The sequence below is a fragment of the Streptomyces sp. NPDC029164 genome, from assembly GCF_055563995.1.
On the sequence record NZ_JBVHWW010000037.1, the window covers coordinates 24,421 to 44,821 of the forward strand.

Here is a 20,401-nt window from a genome sequence, read left to right on the forward strand (position 1 = left end):
GGAGTGCACTCCAGGGTTTTAGCGTGGAGCCATGAGCCAGAGCCTGACGCAGACGCGGTACACGATCAGCGAGGTCGAGGCGCGGACCGGTCTGACCCAGCACACCCTGCGCTGGTACGAGCGGATCGGCCTCATGCCGCACGTGGACCGCTCCCACTCGGGACAGCGGCGCTTCACCGACAAGGACCTCGACTGGCTGGCCTTCGTGGGCAAGCTGCGGACCACGGGGATGTCGGTGGCGGACATGGTCCGGTACGCCGAACTGGTCCGCGAGGGCGGGCACACCGTCGGGGAGCGCCGCGAGCTGCTGGAGCGGACCCGGCACGAGGTGCGGGCACGCATCTCGGAGCTCACGGACGCGCTGGCCGTACTGGACTACAAGATCGGCATCTACTCGGGGAAGGCACAGCCATGACGGAAGCCACGAAGATCGACCAGGCCGAGCTCGGCAAGGGCGGCCCGCTGGTCGGCGTCCAGGGCCTCGGCTGCATGGGCATGAGCGAGTTCTACGGGGACACCGACGAGGTGGCCGCCCGCGAGACCCTCGACGCGGCGCTGGCCGCCGGGGTCACCCTCTTCGACACCGCGGACGTGTACGGGCGGGGGCGCAACGAGGAGTTCCTCGCCCCGTTCGTGGCCGCGCACCGCGAGGAGATCACCCTGGCGACGAAGTTCGCCATAGAGCGCACCGACGACCCCGCCTACCGGGGCGTGCGCAACGACCGCGCGTACATCCGCCGGGCCGTCGAGGACAGCCTGCGCCGCCTCGGCACGGACGTCATCGACCTCTACTACATGCACCGGCGCGACCCCGCCGTGCCGTTCGCCGAGTCGGTCGGCGCCATGGCGGAGCTGGTGCGGGAGGGGAAGGTGCGCCACCTCGGGCTCAGCGAGGTCACCGGCGCCGAACTGCGCGAGGCGCACGCCGTGCACCCGGTCACGGCGCTCCAGTCGGAGTGGTCGCTGTTCAGCCGGGGCGTGGAGCGCAGTGCGGTGGGCGCGGCGGCGGAGCTGGGTGTGGCGCTGGTGCCGTACTCCCCGCTGGGCCGGGGCTTCCTGACCGGGTCCTTCGCGGACGCCACCGCGGAGCTGTCGCAGGACGACTTCCGCCGCCACCAGCCGCGGTTCACCGGCGAGAACGCGAAGACGAACGCGGCGCTGCTGGCCCCGGTCCGGGAGATCGCCGAGGAGCTGGGGGCGACCCCGGCGCAGATCGCCCTGGCCTGGGTGCAGCAGCGGGCGGCGGTGCACGCGTTGACCGTGGTCCCCATCCCGGGCACCCGCAAGCCGGGCCGCCTGCGCGAGAACACCGCCGCCACCCGGATCACGCTCACGCCGGCGCAGCTGGCCCGCCTGGAGCCCATCGCCGCCCAGGTCGCGGGCGACCGCTACCCGGACATGAGCGCGACCTCGGAAGCCCGCGAGGCCTAGCCGCCCCCGGCCGCCGCCCGCGGTCAGCGGTGCCGGGTGCGCAGGACAGCGAAGGCGGCCCAGAGGGCGAGGGCGGCCAGGACCAGGACCACCGCCGACCACCGGCGTGGCGGGGGTGCGCACGGGCAGTCCCCGCTGTCCGGCGCGTTGGAGCGGCAGGTTCCTACGCCCGGAAGCGGTCCAGCAGGGCCACGTACTCGGCGTCCGTGAGGAGTCCGGCGCTGTGCAGTTCGTCCAGGTGCCGCAGGCGCTCGCCGCCGGTGCGCGCCGCCGGGACGGAGCTCACGGCGGCGACCCGGGCGCGGCCGCGCACCGCGGCCAGGACGGCGGCCGCGAACGGCAGCGACTCGTGCACCGCCCCGTAGCCCACGCCGAAGACGACCGCCGTCAGGTCGTGGTCCGGGCGCGGATCGCAGGGCGTGTCCCGTACGAGGAGCCGCAGGTGGCCGCCCGGACCCTCCGGGGAGCACCACTCGACGCCGGTGAGGGAGGACAGCGGGACGTGCTGGTCGCCCGCCTTCCACTTGGTGCTGGTGGCACCCGTGCGGGACCAGTGGAAGGTGACCGCCGAGCCGTCGAAGCCCACCCGGGCGTCGAACGCCTTCAGATGGACCGGCGGCGGCGGTACGTCGACCAGGAAGCGGTCGGCCGGCTCGCCGGCGTCCGGCCCCAGGCGGGAGCGCAGGGCCTCCGCGAACGCGGCAGCGTGCGGCGCCCGGTCGCCCGGCAGCACCAGCCGGTACGGGTCGCAGTTCTCCTTCAGCTGCCCGGCTGCGGCCTCCATCAGCGGATCCGCGCCCGGCCGCGGCACGGCGCGCAGCACCACCGTGTCCCGCTTCCCGGCGCTCACGGTCACCTCGGAGACCGCTTCGAGGGGGATCCGGCGCGCGCCGAGGGCGTGCAGGAGTCTCGGCACTCTCGGCGTTCTGATCCCCCGTGCGAAGCGGATGAGCACCGAGTCCGAGTCGAACTCCCAGACGGCATGATTTCCGGCCAGTACGTCACCCATGCGGCACATCGTAAAGGGCGGCGCCCCCGCGCGTCCCCCCTCGGTGCGGAGCCCGTTTTCCGCCCCTCTACGCGCGTCAGTCCGTCTCTGTCCCGGAAATTCCACGCCTGCAGGCGTCGTCCCCGCTCGCGCAGACAACGGAACCGAACGCGCCGGTTCCGATCTTGGCGAAGTTCTCCACCGAGTCCGTTCCTGGCGCGAAATAGCCGGTGTGGGTCTTGGCCCGCGCCGAGGACAGCAGTCGCGCCCCGAACTCCGGGGACACCGGATCGGCGCCGTGACCCACCCCGCCCACCTCCAGGTGCGGCACGTCCGCGATCCAGTCGCCCTCGTCCCGCGTCGCCCAGACCCGCGCCGAGGTGCGCAGCCCCTCGACGTTTTCCGCGCGCATCCCGGGGCTGCCCGCCACCACCACGTCCGTCACCCGCTCCGGCAGCTCGTGCGCGGCGACCCCGCACACCACCGATCCGTAGCTGTGGCAGAACAGCGCCACGCCCGAGTCCCCGGGCAGGGAGGTGGTCAGCGCCTTCAGCCGGACCGCGCCGTCGACGGCCATGCGGCCCGTCGCGGCGTCCATGCCGACCCCGGTGGGCGCGGTGTAGCCGGCCCAGGCGATGACCGCCGTCCGGCCGCCCGGCGCGGCCGCGCGCTGGCTCGCGTACAGGGACTCGGCCATGCCGACGGGGGAGGTCAGGCGGCGCTGGGTGCGCTCGAAGGTGAGGGCGTCGGTGTCCACACCGGGCACGATCACCGAGACCCGGCGGGCCCGGTCGAGGTCACCGAAGACCTCGGCCACGCGCCCGCCGCCGCTGGGATCGAAGGTGAGGATCTGCCGGCCGGGGCCGGCGAGCGAGGCGAAGCGGTGGGAGCGGCGGCCGGCCTCCGCCCGGTCGGCCGGGGTCAGGGCCACGTCGCGGCTGCGGGCCTCCTCGACCCGGCGGGCCTGCTCCAGGCCGTGCAGGTTCGCCCGGTAGCGGGTGGCGGCGGGGGCCCCGTCGAGATTGCCCACGACGAAGGGGTAGCCGTCGGCGAGCCGGGCCCGCTGGGCCCCGTCCAGGCCGGCGAAGAAGCGGGCCACCGTCCGCACGGGGGCGTCGGCGGGCGGCACCGGACGGCCGTCGATCCTGGCCTTGGCCCAGGCCTGGAGCGCGGCGGCCCGCAGCGGGGTGCCCCCCTCCGGCCGGTGAACGGCTGTCCAGCCGGTGGTCGCCAGCATGATGAAGACCACCGCCAGCGCGAGCAGGGCGCGCAGGGCGGCAGGGCGCGGGTCGGCGCCGGGAACGGGGGAGTGGGCGAGGCCGGACAGATTCACTGGGACCAGCGTAGGAGACCCCCACCGGCCGTGGCGCCCCGGGTGACAGGACTCACGGCCAAGCGTGGGACCCCTTACGGAACGCGGGTGATCCGCTACAACTCCCCGGAGTGTCCTGCCGATCAGGCCTCCGCCGTGTGCATGCGCCAGCTCGCCGCCAGGGACGGGCCGATGCGGTCGAGGTAGGTCTCCGTCAGCCGCCGGATCGCGGCCACGCTGGTGTCCTCGCCCTGCCCCCAGAGCCGTCCGGTGACCCGCAGCACACCGCAGAACGCAGCGACGGCCACCCGCGGCCGCGGATCGGCGTCCACGTCCAGGCCCTCGCGGGCGGCGATCAGCCGGGAGATCCGTTCCTCCAGCTCGGTGGAGCGCCGCAGGTGCACGGCGAGCAGGGCCGGGGTGCACTCGATCAGCCGATAACTGCGCATGTAGAGGTCGACGGGGACCACGTCGGCAAGGGCCTCCTCGACGGTGTCCCAGGCGGCGAGCGCCGCGCCGCGCATGGCCTCGAGGGGGCCCTCGGCGGCCGGCCGGGCGTGCAGGGAGGCGACGAAGTGCGCCTCCGTCAGATCCTGGACGGCGAAGACGACCTCTTCCTTGTTGGCGAAGTAGCGGAAGAAGGTGCGCTGGGACACGTTCACGGCGTCGGTGATCTCGTCGACGGTGGTGCGCTCGTACCCCTGCGAGAGGAAGAGCAGGAGCGCGGCGCGCAGCAGGGCGTCCCGGGTGCGGCGCTTCTTGCGCTCGCGCAGTCCGGGCACCGGCGCGGCCGGCGCCGACCGCTCGTCGATCATCACTCCGGGGCTCCCTTCCGACGCCGAGTGGGCGGTCAGAGTACCTGTGACGGGCGGGGCGGCGGCCGTCGCGTTAAGCCGTTTGCGAAGGGCCTGCCGCCCTCCCGGGCCGGGCTGCGCGAGCGGCCGCGCATGACACGTTCGGGTCGGCCGCCGCCGGGGTGCCCGACCGCGCAGAGGCGGGCGCGGGCCCGCGCCGACGGCCTCCGGAAGTGTCAACTCCGTACGTACGAAGGCCCCACCGGACGGTTCCGGCGAGGCCGTCGCCTATCCGGGTGGACCCGCCCGCGGCCCCTTCCGCCCGCCCGTCACCGCAGGTCAGCGTGGTGTCGTCGAGGCCCCGGAAACGGTCCGGGCGCCCGCCGTCAACAAGGAGTTGACCCGTCATGCGTACGTGTGGAACCACGCGCGTCACCACCGTCCTCGCCGCGACCGTCCTGGCCCTGACCGCCCTCATCCCGAGTACGGCCACCACGGCCCAGGCCGCGGGCCCGCCGGCCCTCGGGGCCTGCGCGACGGGGCAGCTGTGCCTGTGGGCGAAACCGGAGTTCAAGGGCACCAAGCGGACCCACGAGCTGAGCACCCTGGACGTCAACAGCTGCACCGCGCTGCCCGCCGGCACCAGCGCCCAGTCGCTCACCAACCGCACCGGGCGGCCGGTGACCACGTACCAGTCGGCGGAGTGCGCGGAGACCGGCGAGTTCCAGACCTACCCGGGCGACGGGGTCTGGCTGCCCCAGTCGCCTTACCAGGTGCGGGCGTTCAAGGTGTGGGAGAGGTAGCTTCCCGCGGCGCCGGGGCGTTCGGCAGGCCGGGGCCGGGGCCGGGGCCGGGGCCGGGGCCAGGTCCGGGTCAGGGCGCGGGTGCGGCTGCGGCTGCGTCCTCGGGTGCGGCCGCGTGCGCGGGCAGGGCCGTGTCCCCGGCCGCGACCCCGCTCGCGGCCGCCGCGCCGCCCAGCCGGGCGACCTCGCCGCGCAGCGCCCGTACCTCCTCGCGCAGTTCCCGCAGGGCCGCCAGCTGCAGCCGCTCCGCCTGGTCGTCGCGCTCGAAACGGGAGATGAACCAGGCGGCGATGTTGGCGGTCACCACACCGAGCAGGGCGATCCCCGACAGCATCAGGCCCACGGCCAGGACCCGGCCCAGGCCGGTGGTGGGCGAGTGGTCCCCGTACCCGACCGTCGTCATCGTGGTGAAGGACCACCACACGGCGTCGCCCAGGTTCTTGATGTTCCCGTCCGGGGCGTCCCGCTCCACGCTCAGCACCGCGAGCGAGCCGAACATCAGCAGCCCCACGACCGCCCCGGCCACGTACGTCGTCAGCTGGATCTGCGGGGCCATCCGGGCCCGCCGGCCCACCAGCATCAACGTGGCGACCAGCCGCAGCAGCCGCAGCGGCTGTACGAGCGGCAGCACCACCGCGGCCAGGTCCAGCCAGTGCGTCCGGACGAAGTGCCGCCGGGACGCCGAGAGGCCCAGCCGCACCACGTAGTCCAGGGCGAAGGCGCCCCACACCAGCCACTCCACGGAGGTGCAGGCCCGGTGCACCTCCGCGGTCGCGTCGGGGGCCACGATCGGCACGGCGTACGCCACGGCGAAGGCCAGGGCGAGCACGAGCAGCGGGGTCTGGCTCCGCCGCTCCCACACCTGCTGACGGGAGGGTTCCTTCATACGGAGCATCGTAGGCAACGCATAAAGAAGCGCGGGCCCCAGTCGGGGCCGGGACCCGCGCCGATCCGCACGCTGTGCGCAGGAGGCGGGGCGGACCGGGCACAGCCCGCCCGCCCTCACCCCGCCGAGCCCGCCGCGGGCGTCAGGCGTCCCCGCCCGCCGCGCCCGGGTCGGCCGCCGCCACGTCCAGCAGCTGGTACCGGTCCACGGCCTGCTTCAGCACCGAACGGTCGACCTGACCGGTCTTCGCGAGCTCGGTGAGCGTCGCCAGGACCACCGACTGCGCGTCGATGTGGAAGAAGCGCCGGGCCGCACCGCGCGTGTCCGCGAAGCCGAAACCGTCAGCGCCCAGCGAGGTGTACGGGCCGGGCACCCACCGCGAGATCTGGTCCGGGACCGACCGCATCCAGTCCGAGACCGCCACGAACGGCCCCTCCGCACCCGACAGCTTCCGCGTCACGTACGGAACGCGCTGCTCCTCCTCCGGGTGGAGCAGATTGTGCTCCTCCACCTCGACGGCCTCGCGGCGCAGCTCGTTCCAGGAGGTCGCCGACCAGACGTCCGCCCGGACGTTCCACTCCGCGGCCAGGATCCGCTGCGCCTCCAGCGCCCACGGCACCGCCACGCCCGAGGCCATGAGCTGCGCCCCGACGATGCCCGACGTGCCCCGGGACACCCGGTGGATGCCCTTGAGGATGCCGTCCACGTCGACGTCCGCCGGCTCGGCCGGGTGCTGGATCGGCTCGTTGTAGACGGTCAGGTAGTAGAAGACGTCCTCCGCCTCCGGCCCGTACATGCGCCGCAGACCGTCCTTGACGATGTGCGCGATCTCGTAGCCGTACGCCGGGTCGTACGCCACGCAGCCCGGGTTCGTCGAGGCCAGCAGCTGGGAGTGGCCGTCGGCGTGCTGGAGGCCCTCACCCGTCAGAGTGGTCCGTCCGGCGGTCGCGCCGAGGACGAAACCGCGCGCCAGCTGGTCGGCCATCTGCCAGAACTGGTCACCGGTGCGCTGGAAACCGAACATCGAGTAGAAGACGTAGACCGGGATCAGCGGCTCGCCGTGCGTCGCGTACGCCGAACCCGCGGCGATCAGCGAGGCCGTGCAGCCCGCCTCCGAGATGCCGTCGTGCAGCATCTGCCCGGTCGGCGACTCCTTGTAAGCGAGCAGCAGGTCGCGGTCGACCGCCTCGTACTGCTGGCCCAGCGGGTTGTAGATCTTGGCGCTCGGGAAGAAGGCGTCCATGCCGAAGGTGCGGTACTCGTCGGGCGCGATCAGCACGAACCGCTTGCCGATCTCCTTGTCCCGCATCAGGTCCTTCAGGATGCGGACGAACGCCATCGTGGTCGCGATCGACTGCTGGCCCGAACCCTTCCTGGCGGCCGCGTACGTCGCGTCGCCCGGCAGCTGCAGCGGCTTGGCGCGCACCACACGGGTCGGCACGTAGCCGCCCAGCGAGCTGCGCTGGTCGTGCATGTACTGGATCTCGGGGGAGTTGCGGCCCGGGTGGTAGTACGGCGGCGCCCCGCCCTCCAGCTGCTGGTCGGTGATCGGGATGCGCAGGCGGTCGCGGAAGCGCTTGAGGTCGTCGACCGTCAGCTTCTTCATCTGGTGCGTCGCGTTGCGGCCCTCGAAGTTCGGACCGAGCGTCCAGCCCTTGACCGTCTGCGCCAGGATCACCGTCGGCTGGCCCTTGTGCGCCTTGGCCGCCGCGTACGCCGCGTACACCTTCTTGTGGTCGTGCCCACCGCGGCCCAGGTGCTGGATCTGATAATCGGTCATGTTCTCGACCATCGCGCGCAGCCGCTGGTCGCCGCCGAAGAAATGCTCGCGGATGTACGCGCCCGACTCCGTGGCGTACGTCTGGAACTGCCCGTCCGGCGTCGAGTTCATCTTGTTGACCAGGATGCCGTCGCGGTCCTGGGCCAGCAGCGGGTCCCAGGAACGGTCCCAGATCAGCTTGATGACGTTCCAGCCGGCCCCGCGGAACTGCGACTCCAGCTCCTGGATGATCTTGCCGTTGCCGCGCACCGGGCCGTCGAGCCGCTGCAGGTTGCAGTTGACGACGAACGTCAGGTTGTCCAGGCCCTCGCGGGCGGCGATCGACAGCTGGCCGAGCGACTCCGGCTCGTCCATCTCGCCGTCGCCGAGATACGCCCAAACGTGGGACTTGGAGGTGTCCGCGATCCCGCGCGCCTCCATGTACCGGTTCATGCGGGCCTGGTAGATCGCACCGAGCGGGCCGAGGCCCATCGAGACGGTCGGGAACTCCCAGAAGTCCGGCATCAGCCGCGGGTGCGGGTAGCTGGACAGGCCGTACGGTGCCTTCGACTTCTCCTGCCGGAACGCGTCGAGCTGCTGCTCGGAGAGCCGGTCCAGGAGGTAGGCGCGGGCGTAGATGCCGGGGGAGGCGTGCCCCTGGAAGAAGATCTGGTCGCCGCCGTCACCCTCGTCCTTGCCCCGGAAGAAGTGGTTGAAGCCCACGTCGTAGAGGGAGGCGGAAGAGGCGAAGGTGGCGATGTGGCCGCCCACACCGATCCCGGGACGCTGGGCGCGCGAGACCATCACGGCCGCGTTCCACCGGGTGGCGTTGAGGACCTTGCGCTCGATCTCCTCGTTGCCGGGGAAGAACGGCTCGTCCTTGGTGGCGATCGTGTTGACGTAGTCCGTGCTGCGCATCTCGGGCACGGCCACGCGCTTCTCGCGGGCTCGCTCGATCAGCCGCAGCATCAGGTAGCGGGCACGCTCACGGCCCCGCTCGTCGACCGCTGCGTCCAGGGAGTCGAGCCACTCCTGCGTCTCCTCCGGATCGAAGTCCGGGACCTGACTCGGCAGGCCGCCAATGATGATCGGATTGCGATCGGATGCGGAAGCCACGCTGTTCCTTCGCTGTCGGGGGAGTCGTGCTGAAGCCGTATCTGGGGGGCGCCGCCTCCCATGGTCTTACGCTCGACCGAAATCGTCATCTTTACCACCGGGTAATGGCCGGAAGATCGGTCGCGGGTCCGGACAAACCGCGATCTTACGCCCGAGCCGGGCACGCGCTTCGTGTGGCCGTCCGTCGCTCAAACAGGTAGGAAAGCCGTCGAGGGCCGCCGATGATGCCGAATGAGCTGGAATGGTGTGGGATGAATCACCAGAGGTGCACACGGGAAGGCTGAAAGTTGCGGCGAGACGGCCGTAATCGTCACCGTTTCGACGGTCTCGGCGGCCGGGTACTTGCGCGATCCGCCGCGCCCGTGTGGACTACGCCCAATGCTGCGCGTACGCGCGCCGCCGAAGACATTCACCGAACATGAGCAGGAGGCACCCCGTGAGCGCGACCGCGGACCACGCGGAGAGCCTGGCCGCCCGGCTGGGTTTCCAGTCCGAACAGGTGGTCCAGGAGATCGGCTACGACGACGACGTCGATCAGGAATTCCGTGAGTCCATTCAGGACCACATCAGCAACGACCTCGTCGACGAGGAGTACGACGACGTTGCCGATGCGGTGCTGCTGTGGTTCCGGGAGGAAGACGGCGATCTGACCGACACGCTGGTCGACGCCACAGAGCTGGTCGAGGACGGCGCACTGATCCTGCTGCTGACCCCCAAGACGGGCCGCCCCGGCTACGTCGAGGCCAGCGACATCAGCGAGGCCGCCGAGACCGCCGGCCTTTCGCAGACCAGGAGCATCAGTGTCGGTAAGGAGTGGGCCGCCACCAAGCTGGTGACGCCCAAGACCGCCGCCAAGTCCAAGCGCTGAGCCGCGCCCGCTGCCGAGCGGACACGCTTCCACACCCCGCCCACCAGGTGACCCCGGTCGGCGGGGTGTGTGCGTTCACGGCCCGGGGCCACCGGAGGCCCTAGGCTTTGCCTCACCCGAACAGCCCAATGCAGGGATGCGGGAACGAAGGGATGCGAGAGATGGCGATCGAGGTCGGCGACAAGGCCCCGGACTTCGAGCTCAAGGACAACCACGGCGCCACCGTGCGGCTTTCCGACTTCCGCGGGGAGAAGGCCGTGGTGCTGCTCTTCTACCCGTTCGCCTTCACCGGCGTCTGCACCGGCGAGCTCTGCGAGCTGCGCGACCAGCTGCCGCGCTTCCAGAACGACGACGTCCAGCTCCTCGCCGTCTCCAACGACTCCGTGCCGACCCTGCGGGTCTTCGGGGAGCAGGAGGGCCTGGAGTACCCGCTGCTGTCGGACTTCTGGCCGCACGGGGAAACCTCCCGCGCGTACGGCGTCTTCGACGAGGCGAAGGGCTGCGCGGTCCGCGGCACCTTCGTCATCGACAAGGACGGCGTGGTGCGCTGGAGCGTGGTCAACGGACTGCCCGACGCGCGTGACCTGAACGAGTACATCAAGGCGCTCGACAGCCTCTGAGCGAGTCTGCCAGGGCCGTATGCGCAGTTCCCTGCGAAAACCGCTTACGGGCGGGAACCCGTCACTAGGATCGAAACGTTGATCCGGTAGCAACCGCACGACGGGGCACCGCCCCACACAGAACCCAATGGAGGACCCGTGGGAGTCAGCCTCAGCAAGGGCGGCAACGTCTCGCTGACCAAGGCCGCGCCTAACCTGACGGCGGTCATCGTCGGTCTGGGCTGGGATGCTCGCACCACCACCGGTGTCGACTTCGACCTCGACGCCAGCGCGATCCTGACCAGCGACCAGGGCAAGGTCACCAGCGACGCGAACTTCGTCTTCTTCAACAACCTGAAGAGCCCCGACGGCTCGGTGGAGCACACCGGTGACAACACCACCGGTGAGGGCGAAGGCGACGACGAGGCGATCAAGGTCAACCTCGCCGGCGTCCCGGCCGACGTGGCCAAGATCGTCTTCCCGGTCTCGATCTACGAGGCCGAGAGCCGCCAGCAGAGCTTCGGCCAGGTCCGCAACGCGTACATCCGCGTCGTGAACCAGGCCGACAACACCGAGCTCGCCCGCTACGACCTCTCCGAGGACGCCTCGACCGAGACCGCCATGGTCTTCGGCGAGCTCTACCGCAACGGCGCGGAGTGGAAGTTCCGTGCCATCGGCCAGGGTTACGCCTCCGGCCTGCGCGGCATCGCGCAGGACTTCGGCGTCAACGTCTGACCCCGAGCAGTTCATCCGTCCGGCGCCGTGCACTGTGTGTACGGCGCCGGACGCGGTTCACCGCACCACCGCACATCGCACCACCGCCGCATCGCACCACCGCACCGCCGCCACATCGCAGCACCGCTTCACCGCCGCATCGCACGGCCGCTTCACCACACCGGCACACCGCCACACCGTCGTCCGGGGAGGACCACAACATGGGCGTCACACTCGCCAAGGGGGGCAATGTCTCCCTGTCCAAGGCCGCACCGAACCTCACCAGGGTGCTGATCGGTCTCGGATGGGACGCGCGCTCGACCACGGGAGCCGACTTCGACCTCGACGCCAGCGCGCTGCTGTGCAACAGCGGCCGGGTGTTGGGGGACGAGTACTTCGTCTTCTACAACAACCTGACGAGCCCCGACGGCTCCGTCGAACACACGGGCGACAATCTCACCGGCGAGGGTGACGGTGACGACGAGTCGATCCTCATCGACCTCACCAAGGTGCCGGCCCAGGTGGACAAGATCGTCTTCCCGGTCTCCATCCACGACGCGGACAGCCGCCGACAGAGCTTCGGCCAGGTCAGCAACGCCTTCATCCGCGTGGTGAACCAGGCCGACGGACAGGAACTGGCCCGCTACGACCTCTCCGAGGACGCCTCCAGCGAAACCGCGATGATCTTCGGTGAGGTCTACCGGTACGGGGGCGAATGGAAGTTCCGTGCGGTGGGGCAGGGGTACGCGTCGGGGCTCAGGGGCATCGCTCTAGACTTCGGGGTCAACGTTTCGTAAAGCCGTACAAGACGATGGGGTGCCAGTGGTTCTCAAAACCTTCGGCTGGTCGTTCGCAATCACTGCGCTCGGTCTGGTCGCAGCGGTGTTCTACGGGGGGTGGCAAGCCTTCGGGATCGTGGCGATCCTGTCGGTCCTCGAGATCTCGCTGTCTTTCGACAACGCGGTGGTCAACGCCGGAATCCTGAAGAAGATGAATGCCTTCTGGCAGAAGATCTTCCTCACCATCGGCGTACTCATCGCGGTCTTCGGCATGCGACTGGTCTTCCCCGTTGTGATCGTCGCGATCAGCGCCAAGATCGGGCCCATCGAGGCCGTGGAACTGGCCCTCAACGACAAGGAGATGTACGAGCAGCTCGTCACGGACGCTCACCCGTCCATCGCCGCGTTCGGTGGCATGTTCCTGCTGATGATCTTCCTCGACTTCATCTTCGAGGACCGTGACATCAAGTGGCTCGCCTGGCTGGAGCGTCCGCTCGCCAAGCTCGGCAAGGTCGACATGCTGTCCGCCTGCATCGCGCTGATCGTCCTGGTCGTCGCCTCGATGACCGTCGGGGCCAACGCCCACCAGCACGGTGGCATCCATGTGGACAAGGCGCAGACCGTCCTGATCTCCGGCATCCTCGGCCTGATCACCTACATGGTGGTTGGTGGCCTCTCCGGCTACTTCGAGAACAAACTGGAGGAAGAGGAGGAGGCCGAGCACGAGGCGGAGGAAGAGGCCAAGCGGACCGGCAAGCCCGTCTCGGCCGTCGCCATGGCCGGCAAGGCCGCCTTCTTCATGTTCCTCTACCTCGAGGTCCTCGACGCCTCCTTCTCCTTCGACGGGGTCATCGGCGCCTTCGCCATCACCAACGACATCGTGCTCATGGCCCTCGGCCTCGGCATCGGTGCCATGTACGTCCGTTCGCTGACGGTCTACCTGGTCCGCCAGGGCACCCTCGACGACTACGTCTACCTGGAGCACGGCGCGCACTACGCCATCGGCGCCCTCGCCGTGATCCTGCTCGTCACCATCCAGTACGAGATCAACGAGATCATCACCGGTCTCGTCGGCGTGCTGCTCATCGGATGGTCCTTCTGGTCCTCGGTGCGCCGCAACAAGCGCCTGGAACTGGAGGGTTCCACCGCCGAGGCATGACCGCGGCGGTAATGCGGAACGCTCAACTGCGGGGCGGTCCACCGGGTCCACGGACCCGGCGGGCCGCCCCGCTTGCGCACGCGCACAGGGATCAGGGGACCAGGGGATCAGGGGGGTAGGGGATGGGCTTCTTCGACGGCATCATGGGCAGCCGCGCCGTGCAGTTCCAGTCGGGCAGCGCCTCGTCGAACGCGATCGAGCTGACCAAGCGGCATCCGACGGTGTCGCTCACCAAGCAGGGGGCCGTGCACGGCAATCTGCGCGTCAATCTGTCCTGGCGCATGCGCACCTCGGACATCGGCGGCCGCTCGGGCCAGAGCGGCCAGCTCTTCCGGCACCCGTTCAAGCTGTTCAAGCCGGACATGGTGCAGGCGCACACCCAGGGCATGGTCAACGTCGACCTCGACATGGGCTGCCTGTACGAGCTGACCGACGGCACCCGCGGCGCCGTACAGCCGCTGGGGAACCTGCTGGGCGACCTCAACGACCCGCCGTACGTCAAGCTCAGCGGGGACGACCGGTTCGGTTCGGCGTCGGGGGAGACCCTCTACGTCAATCTCGACCACGCCGACGAGATCAAGCGGCTGCTGGTCTTCGTCTACATCTACGACCAGACCCCGGCCTTCGACCGGACGCACGCCATGGTGACCCTCTTCCCCGTGACGGGGCCGCGGATCGAGATCCCGCTGGACGAGCGGCACCCGCAGGCCCGCTCCTGCGCGGTGGTCTCCCTGGAGAAGGTCAAGGGCGAGCTGGTCGTACGGCGCGAGGTGAAGTTCGTGTACGGGTTCCAGGCCGAGCTGGACCGGCTGTACGGCTGGGGGCTCCAGTGGGGGCGGGGCTACAAGAGCACCAAGAGCTGACCGGAGCCCCGGCGGCGTCACCGCCGGGGCGGTACCGGCTCAGCGCCGGATGAACTGCGGGCCCTGCACCGGCAGCCGGAAGGACGGATCGCCGCCCGGCCCCGGCACCGGGGACACCGGCTGCGGGTACCCGTAGGCGGGCTGGGCGGCCGGCGGGGCCTGGGTGAGCGGGGCCGGCGGGGCCATCGCCGTCGTCTGCTCGGAGGTGGGGCCGGCCGTCGGGCTCGCGGCGGGCTCGGCGGCGTTCTCGTCGACCGAGATCCCGTGGTCGGTGGCCAGGCCCACCAGCCCGTCGGAGTAGCCCTCGCCCAGCGCGCGGAACTTCCACCCCTCGCCCCGGCGGTACAGCTCCCCGCAGATCAGCGCCGTCTCGGCGCCGGTCTCGGGCCGTACGTCGAAGTAGGCCAGCGGTTCGGAGCCGCCGGTCGCGGTGGCGTCGTAGAGGAGGATCCGCAGGTCGTGGACCCGCTCGAAGGGGACGTCCTCGGCGGAGGCGACCACCAGGATCCGGTCCACCGTCGGAGTCACCGTCCGCAGGTCCGCCTGGACGGCGTCGGTGATCGCGTCGCCGAGCTGCTTCTTGCCCAGCCGCCACACGGCCCCCGAGGGGTGCCGGGGCTGGTTGTAGAAGACGAAGTCCTCATCCGAACGCACCCGGCCGTCCGGGCCCACGAGCAGCGCGGAGGCGTCCACGTCCGGCACCTCGGGGCCGCTGGTCCAGCGCAGCACCGCCCGGACCGCCACGGCGGCCACCGGGATGTTCGAGCCCTTCTGCATCGCGTGCGTCATGCACGTCATCCTGCCCTCCCGGAGTGGAGCGGGACAATGCGGCCCCCCGTAGGGCCTTGTCTCGAACGCGAGACCTGGGCATGGTGCAAGAGGGTTACCTGAACTTCATGTGCTTGAGGAACTCTTGACTCACGTTCGTACGTACTATTACCGGCCATGCCAGTTGGGCCGCCGAGGCAGTACGGGGGAAGCACATGCGTCACTTTGGGCACATATCGCCCACCGTCCGTAAGGACCTCTTCCACCAGGAACCGGCTGAATTCACCGGAGCCTCGCCCTCCCGTGTCCTCGCCGCCGCGCTCGGAGCCACGCTCTACAGCCCGGCCACCCGCCCCGCACTCGCCGCGGACATCCGCAAGCAGGCCGGCCGCGGAGTCGTCTCCATGGTCCTCTGCCTGGAGGATTCCATCAGCGACGCCGACGTCTGCGAAGCCGAGGAGAACCTCGTCCGGCAGTTCGCCGAGCTCGACGCCGACGAAGCGGAGCTCCCGCTCCTCTTCATCCGCGTCCGCACGCCCGAGCAGATACCCGACCTGGTGCGCCGCCTGGGCGGCTCCGTACGCCGCCTGGCCGGATTCGTACTCCCCAAGTTCGACGAGAGCCGGGGCATCGCCTTCCTCGAAGCCGTGGCCCAGGCGGAGGCCGCCGGCGGAGCGCCCCGCCTGTATGCCATGCCCGTCCTGGAGACCCCGGACCTCCTGCACCTGGAAACCCGCGTCGAAGCCCTCGCCGGCATCTCCCGCACGGTCAACAGCCACCGCGAGCGGGTCCTGGCGCTGCGGCTCGGCGTGACCGACTTCTGCTCGGCCTACGGCCTGCGCCGCACCCCCGACATGACCGCTTACGACGTCCAGATCGTCGCCGGCGTGATCGCGGACGTCGTGAACGTCCTCAGCCGCGCCGACGGCACCGGCTTCACCGTCACCGGCCCCGTCTGGGAGTACTTCCGCAGCCAGCAGCGCCTCTTCAAGCCCCAGCTGCGCCGCAGCCCCTTCCTGGAGGAGGGCGTGGAGGAACTGCGCACCGCCCTCATCGAGCACGACCTGGACGGGCTGCTGCGCGAGATCGAACTCGACCGGGCCAACGGACTGCTCGGCAAGACCTGCATCCACCCCGCCCACGTCACCCCCGTGCACGCACTGTCCGTGGTCTCGCACGAGGAGTTCTGCGACGCACAGGACATCCTGCGCCCGGAGCGCGGCGGCGGCGGAGTCATGCGTTCCACCTACACGAACAAGATGAACGAGGTGAAGCCCCACCGGGCCTGGGCCGAGCGCACCATGCTGCGCGCCGAGGTCTTCGGCGTGGCGAAGGAGGAGGTCGGCTTCGTCGACCTCCTCACGGCCGGACTCCAGGTGTGAGCAGGCCCTTGGAACGGCGGAACCGGACAGAGAGGGACGCGCGGCCGCCGACGGACGCGCGGACGACGAGGAAAGGCAAGACGATAGAAGCAGTGTGGTCGGGTACCTGGGTCGCGGAGCGGCTGGGCGTCAGCCTGGAGGACTCCGAAGGCGGTCCGCGGCTGACGGAGCTGCTCGGACTGGCCCTGCGCCGCAACCCCAAGCGGGCGCACCTGCTGGTCTCGCAGGTGCTGGGCAAGCACGTCCCGCAGTCCCCGCGGACGGTGTACGCCGCCGGGTACGGGCTCGGCGAACGCGTCCGGGCCCTGCTCGGCGAGGACGGGGCCGCCGCGGCCGTGGTCCTCGGCTACGCCGAGACCGCCACCGGGCTCGGCCACTGCGTGGCCGACGGCCTGGGCAGCGCCCCCTACCTGCACTCCACCCGCCGGCCCGTGCCGGGCGTGGAACCCGCGGGCGGCTTCGAGGAGGCGCACTCGCACGCCACCTCGCACCTGCTGCTGCCCGAGGACCCGGAGCTGCTCGCGGGCAACGGCCCCCTCGTCCTCGTCGACGACGAGTTCTCCACCGGCAACACGGTCCTGAACACCATCCGCGACCTGCACGCCCGCCATCCCCGCCCGCACTACGTGGTCGTCGCCCTCGTCGACATGCGCTCCCCGGCCGACCGCGACCGGCTCACCGCCTTCGCCGCCGAGCTGGGCGCGCGGGTGGACCTCATGGCCCTCGCCTCGGGCACGGTCTCCCTCCCGGCCGACGTCCTGGCCAAGGGCCGGGCCCTGGTCGAGGAGTACGAGGCGGCCGGGCGCAATCAGCCCGCGCCCCCGGCAAAACCGGAGCCCGCACCTCCGGGCGTGGACGTCCCCGCAACCGGGCACATCCAGCCCCACCGGCGTGTGCGGAGCGGAGTCAGGGCCGGAGCCCCGGCAGACGGCCCGCGGCCCGTCACGCGCGTCGAGCTGAACTGGCCCTCCGGGCTCCCCGACGGCGGCCGCCACGGCTTCACCCCCACGCACCGCGCCCGCCTGGAAACCGCCCTGCCGGACATCGCCGCCCGGCTCAGCGCAGCGCTCGGCACCGAACCCGGCCGGATCCTCGTACTCGGCAACGAAGAGCTGATGTACGCGCCGCTGCGCCTCGCGAAGGCCCTGGAGGAGGCGGGCGCGGCCCGCGAGGTCCGCTTCTCCACCACCACCCGCTCGCCGGTGCTCGCCGTGGACGACCCCGGCTACGCCATCCGCACCAGGCTGGTCTTCCCGGCCCACGACGCCCCCGCCGACGGCCCGGGCGACCGCTACGCCTACAACGTCGCGGGCGCCGGCTTCGACGCCGTCGTCGCCGTCGTCGACTCGGCCGGCGACACCCCCGAACTCCACGCCGGGCTGCTCGCGGCCCTCGCCCCGCACACCGGCCGCGTCGTGCTGGCCGTCGTCCCCTCGTACGCACCCGACTCGCACGTACCCGACTCGCACGTACCCGACTCGCACGTACCCGATGCACCGGACACACCCCACCGGCAGGAGCCGATCATGCCCGAGCCCCTGCGCGGCCCCGCCTTCTCCTCGTACGCCCCCGAGGACGTCGGCTGGCTGCTCCAGGACTTCTCCGACGTCGAGCTGGAGGCCCCGACCGAGGAGCGCGAGGAGGCCATCCAGGCCGGCGGCGCCCACTACGCCGAATCCCTGCCCGTCGAGTACCAGCCGTCCCCCCAGTACCAGGAGCTCTACCAGAGCGCCCTCACGGCCTCCGCCGCCCGCATCGCCCGCGCCGTCGGCACCGTCACCGAGACCGTCCTCGCCGAGCGCTCCCCCTCCCCGGTCCTGGTCTCCCTGGCCCGCGCCGGCACCCCCGTGGGCGTACTGATGCGCCGCTGGGCCCAGACCCGGCACGGCCTCGACCTGCCGCACTACGCCGTCTCCATCGTCCGCGGCCGCGGCATCGACGCCAACGCCCTGCGCTGGCTCGCCGCCCACCACGACCCCGCCGACATCGTCTTCGTCGACGGCTGGACGGGCAAGGGCGCCATCACCCGCGAGCTGCGCGACGCCCTCGCCGAGTACGAGGGCTTCAACCCGGAGATCGTCGTCCTCGCCGACCCGGGCTCCTGCGTGGACACGTACGGCACCCGCGAGGACTTCCTGATCCCCTCCGCCTGTCTCAATTCCACCGTCTCCGGTCTCATCTCGCGTACGGTTCTGAGGTCCGACCTGGTCGGTCCCGCGGACTTCCACGGCGCGAAGTACTACCGCGAGCTCGCCGGAGCCGACGTCTCCGTCGCCTTCGTCGACACCGTCGCCGCCCACTTCGACGAGGTGGCCGACGCCGTCGACGAGGAGGTCAAGGAGCTGCTCGCGGCCGACCGCACCCCCACCTGGGAAGGCTGGGCGGCGGTCGAGCGGATCAGCGAGGAGTACGGCATCCACGACGTGAACCTCGTCAAGCCCGGCGTCGGCGAGACCACCCGCGTGCTCCTGCGCCGGGTCCCGTGGAAGATCCTGGCGCAGCGCGGCGCCGGGCCCGACCTGGACCACGTACGGCTGCTCGCAGAGCAGCGCGGGGTCCCGGTGGAAGAGGTCGACGGGCTGCCCTACACGTGCGTAGGACTCATCCACCCCCGATTCACGCGCGGCGCCACCGGCGCCGACGGAAAGGCTGTGGCCTCGAAGTGACTGTCCTCGTAGCCAGTGATCTCGACCGTACGCTCATCTACTCGACGGCCGCCCTCGGCCTGACCATGCCCGACCCGGTGGCCCCGCGGCTGCTGTGCGTCGAGGTCCACGAGAGCAAGCCGCTGTCCTACATGACGGAGACGGCGGCGGGACTGCTGACGGAGCTGACGGCCGACCCTTCGGTGGTCTTCGTGCCGACGACGACGCGCACCCGCAAGCAGTACCAGCGCATCCGCTTCCCCGGCCGCCCGGCCGCCTACGCGATCTGCGCCAACGGCGGACAGCTGCTCGTCGACGGGGTGCCGGACCGCGACTGGCGCCGGCAGGTCGCGGCGCGCCTGGCACGCGAGTGCGCCCCGCTGGAGGAGGTCCACCAGCACCTGCTGGCCACGGCCGACCCGGCATGGCTGCGCAAGACGCGCGTGGCGGAGGACCTCTTCGCGTACCTCGTCGTCGAGCGGGCCCTGGTCCCGGACGAGTGGGTGAAGGCCCTGTCGGAGTGGGCCGACGCGCGCGGCTGGTCGGTCTCCCTCCAGGGCCGGAAGATCTACGCCGTCCCGCGCCCGCTCACGAAGAGCGCCGCGATGCACGAGGTCGCCCGCCGGACCGGAGCCACCACCACCCTCGCCGCCGGCGACTCGCTGCTCGACGCGGACCTGCTGCTCGCGGCGGACGCGGGCTGGCGCCCGGGCCACGGCGAACTGGCCGACGCGGCCTGGACGGCTCCGTCGGTGACGGCCCTGACCACGGTGGGCGTCCAGGCCGGTGAGGAAATACTGCGCGCGTTCACCCGTGAGGCGGGCCGGCTCGGCAGACTGGGCGCATGACCAAGGGCAACAGCACAAAGATCACGGACGAGCTCTACCAGTACGTGCTCCGCCACAACCCCCCGCTGGACGCCGTCCAGCGGGGGCTGGTGGCGACGACCTACGCGAAGTTCCCCGACGTCGCCGGCATGCAGTCGGCGGAGGAGCAGGGGCCGCTGCTGGCCTTCCTCGTCCGGCTGACGGGCGCCCGCCACATCGTCGAGGTCGGCACCTTCACCGGCTTCTCGGCCCTGTCGATGGCCCAGGCACTGCCCGCCGACGGCCGCCTCATCGCCTGCGACGTCTCCGAGGAGTGGACGGCGTACGGCAGGGAGGCCTGGGAGGAGGCGGGCGTCGCGGACCGCATCGAGCTGCGGATCGCACCCGCGCTGGAGACCCTGCGGGCCATGCCCACCGAACCCCACATCGACATGGCCTACGTGGACGCGGACAAGGAGAGCCAGATCGACTACTGGGAGGAACTGGTGCCGCGGCTGCGCCCGGGCGGCCTGATCGTCACGGACAACACGCTCTACCACGGCACGGTCCTCGACGAGTCGGCCAGCGGCGCGGCCGCGGGCGTCCGCGCCTACAACGAGCACGTCGCGGCCGACCCGCGCATGGAGTCCGTCCTGCTGGCGATCTCGGACGGCCTCACGCTCTCGCGCAAGCGCTGACGCTCCTGCGGTTGCGCACGCTCCTGCGGTT

Annotated in this window: 19 protein-coding genes; 13 read left to right on the top strand and 6 right to left on the bottom strand. The window is 71.2% G+C overall.

Features of this window, described 5'->3' with window-relative positions:
• The first annotated feature begins 31 nt into the window (after nucleotides 1-31).
• Together ACZ4VT_RS30040 and ACZ4VT_RS30045 are read left to right on the top strand one after the other, a co-directional pair.
• Nucleotides 32-415, top strand: coding sequence for a MerR family transcriptional regulator (locus ACZ4VT_RS30040; protein ID WP_467954361.1), 384 nt, complete (start codon nucleotides 32-34; stop codon nucleotides 413-415).
• Nucleotides 412-1,431, top strand: a complete 1,020-nt coding sequence (locus ACZ4VT_RS30045; RefSeq protein WP_467954363.1) for an aldo/keto reductase — start codon at nucleotides 412-414, stop codon at nucleotides 1,429-1,431. Before ACZ4VT_RS30040 ends, ACZ4VT_RS30045 begins: the two co-directional genes overlap by 4 nt.
• 163 nt (nucleotides 1,432-1,594) lie before the next feature.
• Here the strand turns inward: ACZ4VT_RS30045 and ACZ4VT_RS30050 are convergent, their stop codons facing one another.
• The 3 genes from ACZ4VT_RS30050 to ACZ4VT_RS30060 all read right to left on the bottom strand — a co-directional run bounded on the left by ACZ4VT_RS30050 (nucleotide 1,595) and on the right by ACZ4VT_RS30060 (nucleotide 4,546).
• Entirely contained in the window at nucleotides 1,595-2,440 is an 846-nt protein-coding gene (locus ACZ4VT_RS30050; RefSeq protein WP_467954365.1) for a DUF4429 domain-containing protein, read from the bottom strand.
• A gap of 76 nt (nucleotides 2,441-2,516) precedes the next feature.
• Entirely contained in the window at nucleotides 2,517-3,656 is a 1,140-nt protein-coding gene (locus tag ACZ4VT_RS30055) for an alpha/beta hydrolase (protein WP_467954453.1), read from the bottom strand.
• Nucleotides 3,657-3,874: 218 nt separating this feature from the next.
• Complete coding sequence (locus ACZ4VT_RS30060) at nucleotides 3,875-4,546, bottom strand: TetR/AcrR family transcriptional regulator (protein ID WP_467954367.1); 672 nt, start codon at nucleotides 4,544-4,546, stop codon at nucleotides 3,875-3,877.
• Between the two features lie 386 nt (nucleotides 4,547-4,932).
• On the opposite strand from ACZ4VT_RS30060, the gene ACZ4VT_RS30065 reads away from it, so the two are divergent.
• Nucleotides 4,933-5,328, top strand: coding sequence for a peptidase inhibitor family I36 protein (locus tag ACZ4VT_RS30065; protein WP_362806084.1), 396 nt, complete (start codon nucleotides 4,933-4,935; stop codon nucleotides 5,326-5,328).
• A 70-nt stretch (nucleotides 5,329-5,398) separates the two neighbouring features.
• On the opposite strand, the gene ACZ4VT_RS30070 is transcribed toward ACZ4VT_RS30065, so the two are convergent.
• Entirely contained in the window at nucleotides 5,399-6,214 is an 816-nt protein-coding gene (locus ACZ4VT_RS30070; RefSeq protein WP_467954369.1) for a potassium channel family protein, read from the bottom strand.
• 142 nt (nucleotides 6,215-6,356) lie between these two features.
• A complete protein-coding gene (aceE, locus tag ACZ4VT_RS30075) occupies nucleotides 6,357-9,089 on the bottom strand; it encodes a pyruvate dehydrogenase (acetyl-transferring), homodimeric type (RefSeq protein ID WP_362806088.1) in 2,733 nt (910 codons plus the stop codon).
• 436 nt (nucleotides 9,090-9,525) lie between these two features.
• Between aceE and ACZ4VT_RS30080 the strand changes: the two genes are divergently transcribed.
• From ACZ4VT_RS30080 to ACZ4VT_RS30105, 6 genes are all read left to right on the top strand, one after another.
• Complete coding sequence (locus ACZ4VT_RS30080; RefSeq protein ID WP_030711344.1) at nucleotides 9,526-9,957, top strand: DUF3052 domain-containing protein; 432 nt, start codon at nucleotides 9,526-9,528, stop codon at nucleotides 9,955-9,957.
• A 161-nt stretch (nucleotides 9,958-10,118) separates the two neighbouring features.
• Complete coding sequence (locus ACZ4VT_RS30085) at nucleotides 10,119-10,577, top strand: peroxiredoxin (protein WP_351587012.1); 459 nt, start codon at nucleotides 10,119-10,121, stop codon at nucleotides 10,575-10,577.
• 138 nt (nucleotides 10,578-10,715) lie between these two features.
• Nucleotides 10,716-11,291 (top strand): TerD family protein, encoded by a 576-nt coding sequence (locus ACZ4VT_RS30090; protein ID WP_030009302.1) that lies wholly within the window; start codon nucleotides 10,716-10,718, stop codon nucleotides 11,289-11,291.
• 200 nt (nucleotides 11,292-11,491) lie between these two features.
• Entirely contained in the window at nucleotides 11,492-12,067 is a 576-nt protein-coding gene (locus ACZ4VT_RS30095; RefSeq protein WP_351291143.1) for a TerD family protein, read from the top strand.
• A gap of 25 nt (nucleotides 12,068-12,092) precedes the next feature.
• A complete protein-coding gene (locus ACZ4VT_RS30100; RefSeq protein ID WP_362806093.1) occupies nucleotides 12,093-13,208 on the top strand; it encodes a DUF475 domain-containing protein in 1,116 nt (371 codons plus the stop codon).
• 122 nt (nucleotides 13,209-13,330) lie between these two features.
• Complete coding sequence (locus ACZ4VT_RS30105) at nucleotides 13,331-14,071, top strand: TerD family protein (protein WP_362806095.1); 741 nt, start codon at nucleotides 13,331-13,333, stop codon at nucleotides 14,069-14,071.
• A 39-nt stretch (nucleotides 14,072-14,110) separates the two neighbouring features.
• On the opposite strand, the gene ACZ4VT_RS30110 is transcribed toward ACZ4VT_RS30105, so the two are convergent.
• Nucleotides 14,111-14,860, bottom strand: a complete 750-nt coding sequence (locus tag ACZ4VT_RS30110) for a TerD family protein (protein ID WP_467954372.1) — start codon at nucleotides 14,858-14,860, stop codon at nucleotides 14,111-14,113.
• Between the two features lie 194 nt (nucleotides 14,861-15,054).
• On the opposite strand from ACZ4VT_RS30110, the gene ACZ4VT_RS30115 reads away from it, so the two are divergent.
• The 4 genes from ACZ4VT_RS30115 to ACZ4VT_RS30130 all read left to right on the top strand — a co-directional run bounded on the left by ACZ4VT_RS30115 (nucleotide 15,055) and on the right by ACZ4VT_RS30130 (nucleotide 20,370).
• Nucleotides 15,055-16,221, top strand: a complete 1,167-nt coding sequence (locus tag ACZ4VT_RS30115) for an HpcH/HpaI aldolase/citrate lyase family protein (protein ID WP_467954374.1) — start codon at nucleotides 15,055-15,057, stop codon at nucleotides 16,219-16,221.
• An 83-nt stretch (nucleotides 16,222-16,304) separates the two neighbouring features.
• A complete protein-coding gene (locus tag ACZ4VT_RS30120; RefSeq protein WP_467954455.1) occupies nucleotides 16,305-18,887 on the top strand; it encodes a phosphoribosyltransferase in 2,583 nt (860 codons plus the stop codon).
• Nucleotides 18,884-19,714 carry an HAD family hydrolase gene (locus tag ACZ4VT_RS30125; RefSeq protein WP_467954376.1) on the top strand — a complete coding sequence of 277 codons (831 nt, stop codon included), beginning with the start codon at nucleotides 18,884-18,886 and terminating at the stop codon, nucleotides 19,712-19,714. Before ACZ4VT_RS30120 ends, ACZ4VT_RS30125 begins: the two co-directional genes overlap by 4 nt.
• Entirely contained in the window at nucleotides 19,711-20,370 is a 660-nt protein-coding gene (locus ACZ4VT_RS30130) for an O-methyltransferase (protein WP_467954378.1), read from the top strand. The genes ACZ4VT_RS30125 and ACZ4VT_RS30130 overlap by 4 nt, the downstream gene beginning before the upstream one ends.
• Nucleotides 20,371-20,401: the final 31 nt, after the last annotated feature.